The following is a 12,224-nucleotide window of genomic DNA, read 5'->3' as shown; positions in this document are numbered from 1 at the left end:
GATTATGAAAACTATAACTAAATACCTTCTAGTCGTATTCGCAAGCGTATTTTTTGTTGGTCTTAATTCCTGTAAGAAGAGCTTTTTGGAAATCGAGCCAAAGGGATATCTTATTGCAAAAAATACAATGGACTATGACCAGATCTTAAATGCCTCTGACATTATGATCGCATTTATGGCCTCTGCTTACCAAGGCGATGAGGTAGGTTTGCAAGAAAAGTTCTTTGACGGTGTTGGCCGTCGATTGCAACGCCTATTTCGGCACGAAGACCGAGTATACCAACCCGACGAGTTGCCGGTTGAGATTACCGATGCGGGATCTTATGTCAACAGGTTATACCTGTTTAACAAAGTGATCAACGAAGTAATGGAATCTCAGGGGGGCACCGAAGAGCAGAAAAGCAATATTCTTGCGCAGGCTAGAGTGGGACGAGCACTCTGTAACCTCATGTTTCTTAACGATTTTTCCTTGCCTTATGACCCTGCTACTGCATCACAGCTATTGGGTATACCTTTGATCACAGCGGCCGATGTTACGCAGCGTAAATTTGAACGCGTGACGATTCAAGAGAGCTATGACTTTGTCATAAGAGATCTAACGGAAGCGATTCCTGATCTGGGGCCAGTAAAGCATCGCCGTAAGTTCTCCAAAGCGGCTGCCGAATTTTTCTTAGGACGTGTCTATTTGTATATGGGGCAGTTTGAGGACGCGCGTAAACACATTGATAACGTATTTGCCGAATTGGACAAAGCTAATATCGCCCTTGCCCTGTACGATTACAACGATGTGTTAGCACCAGGTGGTGAATGGGGGGCAGATATGGACTTTGGCTTTGGACCTTCCAACAAGCCGTTGGACGCAAATAATACCGAGATACTTTACAATGTCGTGGTCAATACGTTTCATTATGCATCTGCCAATGCGGTTGTGATATCTCCAGAGACAGCAGCGCTGTATAATGAGTCGGATAAGCGCCTTGCACTTTATTCGGATACCGAATTGTTTGGAAGTTATATTTTTCCGAAGGGAATGCGTCGTTACCCTGGATTTAGTTCTAATGCGGGCCCTTCGGTGCCAGATCTATACCTGATGCGTGCAGAGCTTAAAGCACGTGCGGGCGACCTCAATGGCGCAGCTAGTGATGTGGAATACCTACGCGCCAAGCGTATGTCAGACGATATAGAAGTACCTGCTAACATCGCTTCGGATCAAAATGCGCTGGTCAAATTTATTCTAGATGAACGTATCCGCGAGTTTCCTTTGACAGGCTTAAGATGGTTAGATATGAGGAGATTGTCGGTAGACCCAATCTTTAAGCATACGCTGACTTACAAGCACAATATTTACAATGAAGAGGGCAACGTGGTACATACGTACACACTGAGGCCCGAGAGATTTGCTTTGAAATTTGGAGAGCGTATGCTGTCCGAGAATGATGGGCTTGTAGAGAATCAGTAAAAACAACCTGACTATCTGCTGTAGGCGCTATGTCTGTTAGCAGATAGTCATTTTATAAATTAAGAGCATGATGAAATCTATATTTTTGATTGGTGCAGTTTTTCTTTCAATAACACTGCATGCGCAAACCAAATACAACATTAAAGGGAAGGTGTCTAATACGAGTAAAGCAGTCATGGCTGTGCTTTCTTATCCACCGGATGACAAAGGAGGTGAGTACCGTGCAGATACCGCTACAGTCAAATCGGGTAAGTTTGAATTCAAGGGTGCGATAGCAAGACCACAGCTCGCAGAACTGAATTTGATAGAGCCTCGTCCAGAAGGCGCGGGGAGAAGACGCGACAGTGAAGCAGACAATATGAAGAATGTGGGGCTATTTTACCTCGATGGCAATATCAAGGTGACCTTTGATACAGCAGGCAAGGCGTCTTATGCTGGTGGTGGTAAGGAACAGCAATCCTGGCGTGCATATGATAAGCTGACTTCACGCAAAATGAAAGAGCAATCGGATAAAATGGGGGGGATGGAGTTTTTCGCAGAGACAATTTCCGAGTTTGTTAGCACGCATCCAGATAGTTATGTGAGTGTAGATTTGATGGACCTGTTTACCCAGAGTTCCATCAATCCTGAGCTGGTGGAGCCTATGTATAATAGCTTGAGTAAAAGAATGCAGCAATCGGAAAAAGTTTTAGGTTGGATAGGTAAGCTGGAGCAGGCAAAGATAGCGGTGTCAGGTACGGTTTTGGCGCCTGAATTTACGCTGAATGATGTCGACGGAAATCCGGTGTCGCTGGCATCTTACCGCGGCGGTTATGTACTGGTCGATTTTTGGGCCAGCTGGTGCGGACCTTGCCGCGCCGAAAACCCGAATCTCGTGGCTGCTTACGAAAAATATAAAGACAAAAACTTTACGGTTCTCGCAGTATCCCTCGATACCAAGAAGGACCTTTGGTTAAAGGCCATCGAGGAGGATAAACTGCCTTGGACACAGGTATGCGATTTCAAAGCAAATAAAAGCGAGGTGAGCATCATGTACGATATATCCAGTATTCCGGCCAATGTACTGGTCGATCCCAATGGATTTATAGTAGGAAAGGACCTCCGAGAGAAAGCATTGCACGATAAGTTGGAACAGTTGCTGGCGAATTAATTACGGTGGTACTGCATAACTGAATAAAAATATTAGACAAATAACAGAACCTTATTTTAATAACAATGAAAAAGATACTATTCCTATTGTTGCTATCGACCAATGTGTTGGCACAGCAGCAGGGGGCTAAATATAGCTTTAATGATTTTATGCTGATCGAGAAAGTAGAAGATCAGGAGGCAAAATATAAGGCGATGCTCAAAGAGCTGAGCCCCGAGCAACATAGCACTTCCGTAACAAATGATTTCAGGGGCGAGCTTACATTTGCTTGGTTGAATAAAGGTAATGTAGAACGATACCGGTATTATAAATCCACCAACCCGGAGTTTTCTGGACGACAATACCTTTATTTGGTTAATGCTTTGGAAAAGCTATTCGATGAAGGTAAAGATTATAAATCTGTAGAAACCATATCCAAAGAGTTGCTTGAAGAGATTGAAAAAGGGACGCTCGATGATCTACTAGGTAGGGCACCGGTAATGAAAGAACTGAATGCGGCAGCAAATGCAAAATTAGGGAATGTGGCCCGTGCTAAGGAGATGATGGGTAAATTATCTTCGGAGGCAGATGTGGCGATGCGGGATATTCCATATTTTAAAGATAGTAAGTCAAACTATATAAATCGCTACGCGATGGTTCTTCTGGCTGAGGGAAAAGATAAAGACGCATTTGAATTATTGACTAAAGCCTTTAAAGATGCGGATTCTAATCCATATATGTTGGATACTTTCAAAGAAGCTTATAAGAAGACTAAAGGTTCGGATCAGGGCTTTGAAACCTATCTTATCGCCTTACAAAAAGAAGCTTACCAGCACTATTATCAAGAGGTCGAAAAGCTATATATCGCTTCGCCTCAACAGAAAATGAAAGGAGAGTTGCCTAGTCCGGATGATCCGACCGAAATGATGACCTTGTTCGAAGGAAAGAAACCGGTTCAGGAAATTACCTTAGAAAACCTGAAAGGCGAGCCCGTTCGCTTGGCAGATCATACCGGAAAGATCTTGGTTGTTGATTTCTGGACGACATTATGTACGCCTTGCGTAGCTGCATTTACAGGCTTTGAACGTGTGGTGGCCGATTACAATAAAGCCGACCTTCAGCTTTTTGTTATCAATCTCTTCGAGACAGACCGTACCGTCAAAGCTTATGTGGCGCAAAAGGGGATTACATTGGATGTACTCCGGGATGAAGAGAACCTAGCGTACAATGTGCAGGGCACACCTACGAAAATTATTTTCGATCCTTCGGGAAATATTCGTTTTTACGCCGCTGGTTATGCCGGCTCCACCGATAGGGAGTATTACAAATTGAAAGCGATGGTCGAAATCACTAAAGCCCGTGCAGTATCTGCTGCTATGGGAGAATAGAAATAATTATTTGCATATGAAAAATATAGTTTGGGTTTTACTGCTGCTCCTATCGTGGAGTGGCTACGCGCAAGAAAACGAACTTGGAAATCAGAAGTTGGAGGCTTTGAAAAATGAAAAGGACAAATCCATACGGGTTAAAAAGATTAAGGAACTCGAAAATGGTTCGGCTGATGACTTACAGGTATTGATTCAGTACTACGAAAAAGATAAAGCTAATAAAGAGCAGATAGGAGAAAAATTACGTAACAAATACCCCGAAAGCTTTCCTGCTCAAATGTCCAGAATGCAGCTATTTCTTCCCTTGTCGGAGCCCACGGATGTCGAGGCTTTGGTACAGAAAATGATGAAGGACTATCCTGACATTAATCTTGATCTGGAGAAGAATTTGGCAGCACTTAACTACGCCGAAGTTCCAGATGTTGAAAAGGCTATGCAGTATATCAATCTAATGCAGGATCCGGTATATCAAGTATACGGCCTATCGCTGATGTTAGAATTGATAGATCCCTTGGATAGCGAAATGGCTTTATCGCTAGCTACAAAAGAATTGCCCAAAGTGCTTCAATTGAAGGGGCAGACACAACCTAGTGCTGCACTGAAAATTGATCCAAGATCGGCATACAGAGAGTTCATCACTGCCTATGCCAAATTATTGTTTAAAGCAGGTAGATATGAAGAAGCGTATCCCTACACTCGAGAGGCTTATGATGCGATGGAGGGGCGCGACGATTTAACATTGATCGAAAATTACGCTTTCCTGTCTGGTCTAAAAGGACAATACAAAGAATCGTTGCCTGTTCTCTCGGACGCAATCAAGGGCGGTAAGTATGATAAAGAGTATATTGAGCTGGTCAAAAAAGGGTATAGCAGTTTAAATCCGGGAAAGGATGCCGATGCTTATATCGCTGAACTGAGACAGGTTTTTGTGGATAAAATTAAAGGGGAGGTAGCCAAGTTGCTTGTCAAGGAACAGGCCCCGGATTTCAGGGTGACCGATGTAAATGGAAAGGGAGTTTCGTTGACTGATTTTAAAGGTAAGACTATTGTTCTGGACTTTTGGGCGACCTGGTGTGGGCCATGTGTTGCCTCTTTCCCGGCAATGCAGTTGGCCGTAGACCGATTTGCAGATGATCAGACCGTCGAATTTCTCTTTATTCATACCTGGGAAAATGTAGCAGATCCTCTTACGGATGCCAAAAATTTCCTGAGCAAGCGTAATTATAATTTCGACTTGTATATGGACGTGAAGGATCCGGTCACGAAAGTACCGCCTGCGGTAACTGCTTTTGGAGTAACTGGAATCCCTGCCAAATTTGTGATCGATCCGCAAGGGAATATCCGCGTTTTAAGGTAGAGGGTTTTCACGGTACGGCCGAGGCTGCAGCCGAAGAATTGGTACAGATGGTAGAGATGGCGCGCAAAGGCGAATAATGGATCTTTAGAATAGTATGGTATGTTGAAAATTGCATGGTTCGTATGGCTGAATATCCTGGCCTTCTCAGGGTTTGCCCAAGGTAATAACCCCGTGTCCTGGGAAATAAACAGTGAGAAGATCGCTGATCTAACTTATCGCATTAATATGAATGCTACGATAAAGGAGCCTTACCATATTTATCCGCAGCAGTCGTCTGGGGGTGGCTTGGGCATGCCTACGGAGATTACATTTACGGAAGCAGATGGATTAGAATTTATCGGGGCCACGTCGGAAAAAGGAGAGGCGACCAATGCGGAAAAGCGTGTCCCGTATTACGCAAAGGGTGTGACATTTGCTCAGGTGGTGCGCTTAAAATCGGATGCTCCATTTGTATTGTCGATAAAAATTAAATCGCAGGCTTGCAACGACCGAATGTGCTTACCTCCATCGATCAAACGCTTTAGTCTGACGGTCAATGGTGATGAGGTCCTAATAGATAACAATTCTGTCGCAACGGGCGATTTGAAGCGGGGGTCGGCGTCTTTGCGTTATGAAGATTTTCAAATGGAAGATACCGCAGGTACGCTGCTGTCATCCAACGATATCGTCTCCAACAGTAAATACACATTCATTGATTTCTGGGCCAGCTGGTGTGCACCTTGCCGCATACAGGGCCGTGAACTGATCCCGCTTTACGACAGGTATAAGTCGAAAGGATTTCAGGTAATTGGAGTTTCGCTCGATACGGAGGCAAACAAGTGGAAGAATGCCATCAAAGCCGATGGCTACCAATGGACAAATTTAAGTGATTTGAAAGGTTTTGAAAGCCCAATAGTCAAAACGTATAATATTACTGCCATTCCTCGGAATTTTATAGTCGATAGCAAGGGAATTATAGTAGCTACCGATCTGCATGGTGACGCTCTGGAGGCGAAGTTGAAAGAGTTATTGGTAGATTATTAATTTTTAAGACGCAAACAGGTCTGAGGCATTAATCCTCAGACCTGTTTTTGAATTATTCCGATACATTTTATTCTGTACCTAAAGTCTCCTCCATTTTTCGGAACTCCTCTCCATCTTCTCTGCTGCAGTCTATTTCTCTTAAAAGCACGTAATAGTTTGTTTTTATAAAGGGACTTATTACCTTTATAGCATAAAGTGCATAACCAATATAAATACTATTTAACACCTTGGTGATCTAAAATTAATATTGCATTAGTATAGATTTTACATTTGTTCTATAGTTTTGTTGCTTGAATCATGGAGATAATAGTCGATAGCTTGGCACAGGAAGTATGGATCAAAAGGCTGCAGTCTGGGGATGTGGAAGCCTTTGAATATCTATATAATATGCACAAGCTCCAATTGGCGACGAATCTATTCAAGTTACTGAAATGTCCTCAGGCTGTCGAGGATGTACTGCAGGATGTCTTCGTGAAGGTATGGGAGAATAGGGCGGAGGTGGATCCTCATCTTTCCTTCGGAGGTTTTCTTCACCGGATAGCATCCAATAAAGTAATCGACTTCTATAGAAAATCTTCCAGATCCAATGCCTATCGTAGCTATCTACAGCATTATGCCGAATGGAGTTACCAGCATGTCGATCGTATCTTAGAGCGCAAGGAAAGCAAAGAATTATTGGATAAAGCCTTGAACATCCTTTCTCCCCAATGTAGGCAGGTATATCAATTATGTAAGGTCGAAGGAAGAAGCTACCAGGAAGTGTCCAATATACTTCAGATCTCGCCCAACACAGTCAGTGTACACCTCAATAGAGCCCATAAAAAATTACAGGTGTTCTTTAAAGATCCCGTAAACTTACCTTACCTACTATTAATTCTCTGGGGTATTTAATTTTTTTTCTGAAAGTGTTTGTTATCAATGGCCATCAAGAACTTTTTTCATGATGCCTTCTTTTTTCATTGGTATTCAAGAGCTCTGCCGATGACATCGGATCGGTTGATGTCTGTTGGTGATTTAAAGGAAAAAAAAAGTTTTTTCATTTTGTTGTAATGACTTTTTAAGAGTTGAGCGTAATGTATTAAAACAAACGACTTGAAAAGTAATAAAGATCTAACGGAATTGTTTAACAATTTCATGGAGAATAGATGTACAGAATCAGAAATTGATCGACTCTTGGCTCATTTTGGCAATCCCGAATCCCTGGATGAATTGCGATTGTTGGTGGAGAAGGAGTTGACCGATCCGATATCTTCGCCTACTGATGAGATCGCGCAGATATTGGGACGGGTAGATCTAAGCCTAAGAAAGCAGATTATACGTCCAACTAAAAAGAAACGGAGCTGGGTTTGGATGGCTGCGGCAGCGATCATTTTGTTTATTGGGTTTAGCGGACTATTCTGGTTACCGCAATTGGAGCGGCCGGCAACGGATCGGCAGGCCATGGGCAGCGCTGTGGTCAATGATGTAGCTCCGGGATCGAGCCAGGCTAGGCTGCATCTTTCGAATGGAAAGACGATCGATCTGAATGACGTAGCCGATATGGATAAAGATATCTACGGCATGTCGCTGCAAGCGCGTAACGGTCAGTTGGATTATCGTGGTCAATCTGGCGCAGGGTCAAGTACGCAGTGGAATATGCTAGAGGTGCCCAAGGGAGGAACTTACGCAATGACATTGCCCGACGGCACCAAAGTATGGCTGAATGCGAACTCCAAGTTATATTTTCCCGACAGATTTGCTGCAGATAGCCGTATGGTGAAGGTCGAGGGCGAAGCATTTTTTGATGTTCGTAAAGATGCCACTAAACCATTTACGGTACAGGTAGATGATTTGTCGATCAAAGTGCTAGGTACCTCTTTTAATATCAAGGCACAAAGTGAAAATCTGATCTCTACGACGCTAGTGACGGGGGTGATAGAAGCCATGTATAAAGGCGACCGTCGAAAGCTCATGCCCGGCAATAAGGTACTGTTGAATAAAGCGAACAACTCTCTTAAGGTTGTCGCTGCAGACCTGGAAAGCGCTACAGCTTGGAAAAACGGTTATTTCTACTTTAAAGATGAGCATTTAAAGCAGATCCTTCAAGATATAGGTCTTTGGTATGATTTACAGGTTGTCGTTGTGGGAGATTTACCACAAGGAGTCTACAGCGGTAGTATGGATAGAAACAGCAGTTTAAAGGGCGTGTTGGCTATGTTGGAGTCGGTGAGCACCTGTTCATTTGAGATCGATGGACGCAAATTGATTGTTAAAGCAAAAAAACTTTCGTAAAAACATTTTCAGAAAAATAGTTGCCTATGATAAAAAACAGAAAAGCGGTGTATTAGGATGATGAAAAGACGGAGATGGTTGCAACATCCCCGCCTAAAGTTCAAAAAATAGTTGTTCAAAAAAATAAACAAACTCTTATTTCAAAATTATTGAATATTTCCCTTACGGCAAACAACAAATGGGTAAAACCTGTTGTGGGCCAATACGAAAAATGAATTATCTAAAAATGAAACTTACGGTTGTATTGATTTTTATTTTTTCGTTCACTGTGCAAGCGCATAGTAACGGTCAGACAATAAATCTTTCCTTAAAAAATGCCTCTTTAGAGCATGTGTTGAAAGATATTGCCAAACAGACGGATTATAAGTTTTTTTATGCGAATGATCTGGTCAAAAATCTAAATTTAAAGAATGTATCATTTTCGGGCAAGCCGCTGGACGAGGTGCTTCTCGCCATTTTGGGACCGCATAAACTGACCTACAAAAAGATGGCACGGACGATTACCGTTTCAAAAGCGGATAATAGTTCCGAGGAGATTGTACAGGTAAAAGTTTCTGGAACGGTCACGGATGGCGCTGCTCCCTTGGCAGGCGTTTCGGTTGCAAGCCGTGCTGATCGCAAGACCGGAACTACCACCGATCAAAATGGTAATTTCACCCTTTCCGTACCTATGAACACGACTTTGGTATTTTCCTATTTAGGGTATGAGCGTAAGGAGGTGACGGTGTCGGGCACTGCACATCTTTCGGTACAACTATCCCCGGCGAATAATGATGTAGAAGAAGTAGTGGTGACGGCATTAGGCATTAGCAAGGAGAAGCGAAAAGTAGCCTATGCGGTGCAGGAAGTAAAAGGTGAGAGCCTGAATGTAGCCCGGGAGTCCAATGTAGCGGCCAATCTGGTCGGTAAGGTGGCGGGGCTGCGCATTTCGTCCAAGTCTACACTATTCGAAAACCCAGGGATCAGCCTCCGCGGATCAGCGACCACAATCGTAATCGACGGTGTGCCTGCTCCCGATGGATTTGATATGTGGAGTCTAAGCGCAGATGATATCGAAAGTATCAACGTCCTTAAAGGTACGGCGTCGTCGGCACTCTACGGTTCGGTAGCACAAAATGGTGCCATTATGATCACGACCAAGAAGGGTAAGGGAGGAGATAAAGGTGTCGATTTGGGATACAACTCCAGTACACAGTTTCAAGCTGGATTTTTAAGAATACCTGAAACGCAACGTGACTATGGGATGGGTTTTAACGGTAAATATGCATTTGTGGATGGTAAAGGAGGTGGGGTGAATGATGCTTACGGTTATGTGTGGGGACCTAAACTGAATCAAAAAGACCCTTCTACAGCTAGTGGATTTGTAGAGATACCGCAATACAATAGCCCGTTGGATATGACCACGAATAAACTGGTTCCTTTGCCTTGGGTCGAGCGTGGTGAGGATAATCTGAAGAATTTCTTAAATAATGGATTGATAACGACACATAACCTAAGTGTCGCTGGTACGGGCGATCGGACGGATTACCGTATATCCGTTTCTCATATGTACCAGCGTGGACAGGTACCCAATACGAAGTTAAATTCGACCACACTGAATCTCGGTGGTAAGTTGAAGATCAATAGTAAATTGGATGCTGAAGCTACATTGTCTTATAATAAACACTACTCGCCAAACTATCCGAATAGCGGATATTCACCGGATAATTACTTGTATAATATCATTCTTTGGATGGGATCGGAAGTGGATATCCGGGATCTGAGACAATATTGGAAACCCGGTCGGGAGGGGTTAGAACAGCTTACTTATAACTACAGTTGGTACAATAACCCTTGGTTTCTGGCCTATGAAAAGGAACGGGCTTACAGCAACGATGTTATTGTAGCACAGGGCAACTTGACCTATACATTCAATGATGACCTGAAGTTTATGGTACGTAGCGGTGTGACAACTAATTTTGCCAATAGTGAATCGAAGATCCCGTACAGTTATATTAACTATGGGACAGACGCAGCTCCTTATGGTAACTATTCGGTAGATCGGAATAATAGAATGCGTTTTGTGAGTGATGCACTTTTGACATACGATAAAAAAATAACGCCGTCTTTCAATTTGACAGCTAGTGTTGGAGCCAGTACACGTTTGGATCAGTATAGTCAGTTGGAATCCCGTACTACAGGAGGCTTGTCTGTACCTGGATGGTATAACCTAGATAATTCTAGAGATCCGGTCCGATCCACCAATCAACGGGTTGAAAAACAGGTGTACGGATTGTACGGTTATATAGATTTGGATTACAAGAATATGGCAACGTTGAGTATCACGGGACGTAATGACTGGACATCGGCACTACAAGCTCCAAATCATTCATACTTTTATCCTTCGGCTGCATTAAGCTTGATGGTCTCTCAGATGATCAACTTGCCGGATGCGATATCCTTGTTCAAACTGCGTGGTGCCGTGACAGATGCTACGACAGATGTGGCTGCGTATAGTAATTTGCTAACTTATAATGTTGGTAGCCGTTGGGATGGAACGCCTTCATTGTCGTTGCCATCAACACTTATCTCTCCGGGGTTGAAGCCGAATAAAACCATATCGCAAGAGTACGGTGCGGAGTTACACTTTTTGGAAAATCGCTTAGGCTTAGATTTTACGTTCTTTAATTACGACCTGACCAATAATGTCGTATATGTGCCGATGTCGGAGGCTTCGGGTTATACTCAGATGCTGTTGAACGGAGACAAGGATCGTCGTCGCGGAATAGAACTGGTACTGAGTGGTACACCTGTTCAGAATGATAATTTCCGATGGAACACCACCTTTAATTATTCGAAATTGCGCACTACGGTACTGGAATACCATGGTGGAGAGGAAATACGGGAAGGTGTACGGGTTGGCGAACGTAAGGATGCCTTCAGAGGCTGGGCCTGGCAGCGGTCTGCAGATGGGCAGATCGTGCACGAAAATGGTATCCCGCAATATATAAATCAGGTCGTCAATCTAGGACATACGCTACCTGATTGGGAATTTGGCTTTCAAAACAATTTTCAATACAGGGACTTTGGATTTTCATTTGCCATCGACGGACGCATAGGAGGTAAGATGTACAATGGGCTAGAGGCCAAGATGTATGAAGGCGGTATGCATCCAAACACGGCCAACAGTTATCGGGACGATGCCTACCTGGGGCAAAAGACTTATGTAGGCGGAGGTGTAACGCAGACGGGGGGTAATGTTACTTACGATGCGCAAGGTAATACCACGAGTGATACGCGTACATTTGAAGAGAATACCACTGCTGCCAATTACGTGGATTATATCTTTGCCAAATATGCAAACGGTATAGTTGAATCCACCTTGTATGATCGTACTTTTGTAAAACTAAGGGAGGTTACATTGAGCTATAATGTACCCAATAGATTGATTACAAAGACACCATTTAAGAGCGCTAGTTTTTCATTGGTAGGTCGAAATCTTCTGATGTGGTCCAAAGTGCCTTATATGGATCCAGAAGGCTATACGGATCTTCAACTGGCCGAACCTACGACCAGGAATATAGGTTTTAATCTAAATCTTAAATTTTAATCCTTGCG

8 protein-coding genes are annotated in these 12,224 nt (G+C 43.4%); all 8 read left to right on the top strand.

The features are described from left to right. The first annotated feature begins 4 nt into the window (after window positions 1-4). The 8 genes from B5X76_RS01240 (at window position 5) to B5X76_RS01205 (ending at window position 12,216) form a co-directional block, all read left to right on the top strand. The gene (locus B5X76_RS01240) at window positions 5-1,459 is read left to right on the top strand and encodes a RagB/SusD family nutrient uptake outer membrane protein (RefSeq protein WP_079640609.1); all 1,455 of its coding nucleotides are present in this window, start codon (window positions 5-7) and stop codon (window positions 1,457-1,459) included. A 67-nt stretch (window positions 1,460-1,526) separates the two neighbouring features. Further along, window positions 1,527-2,609, top strand: a complete 1,083-nt coding sequence (locus tag B5X76_RS01235) for a TlpA disulfide reductase family protein (RefSeq protein WP_079640608.1) — start codon at window positions 1,527-1,529, stop codon at window positions 2,607-2,609. A 65-nt stretch (window positions 2,610-2,674) separates the two neighbouring features. Beyond that, window positions 2,675-3,976: a TlpA family protein disulfide reductase gene (locus tag B5X76_RS01230; RefSeq protein WP_079640607.1), complete on the top strand. Its 1,302-nt coding sequence runs from the start codon at window positions 2,675-2,677 to the stop codon at window positions 3,974-3,976. A 16-nt stretch (window positions 3,977-3,992) separates the two neighbouring features. Then, window positions 3,993-5,333, top strand: a complete 1,341-nt coding sequence (locus B5X76_RS01225; RefSeq protein ID WP_079640606.1) for a TlpA disulfide reductase family protein — start codon at window positions 3,993-3,995, stop codon at window positions 5,331-5,333. Window positions 5,334-5,432: 99 nt separating this feature from the next. Further along, window positions 5,433-6,356, top strand: coding sequence for a TlpA family protein disulfide reductase (locus B5X76_RS01220; protein WP_079640605.1), 924 nt, complete (start codon window positions 5,433-5,435; stop codon window positions 6,354-6,356). Between the two features lie 297 nt (window positions 6,357-6,653). After that, entirely contained in the window at window positions 6,654-7,247 is a 594-nt protein-coding gene (locus B5X76_RS01215) for an RNA polymerase sigma factor (RefSeq protein WP_079640604.1), read from the top strand. Window positions 7,248-7,448: 201 nt separating this feature from the next. Continuing rightward, window positions 7,449-8,627, top strand: a complete 1,179-nt coding sequence (locus B5X76_RS01210; RefSeq protein WP_079640603.1) for a FecR family protein — start codon at window positions 7,449-7,451, stop codon at window positions 8,625-8,627. A gap of 226 nt (window positions 8,628-8,853) precedes the next feature. Continuing rightward, window positions 8,854-12,216, top strand: a complete 3,363-nt coding sequence (locus B5X76_RS01205) for a SusC/RagA family TonB-linked outer membrane protein (RefSeq protein WP_176140960.1) — start codon at window positions 8,854-8,856, stop codon at window positions 12,214-12,216. Window positions 12,217-12,224 lie beyond the last annotated feature (8 nt).

It is taken from the genome of Sphingobacterium nematocida (assembly GCF_900168125.1).
GTDB lineage: Bacteria > Bacteroidota > Bacteroidia > Sphingobacteriales > Sphingobacteriaceae > Sphingobacterium > Sphingobacterium nematocida.
The sequence above is the reverse complement of the archived record's forward strand: the minus strand, read 5'-3'. Positions and strand labels throughout refer to the sequence as shown.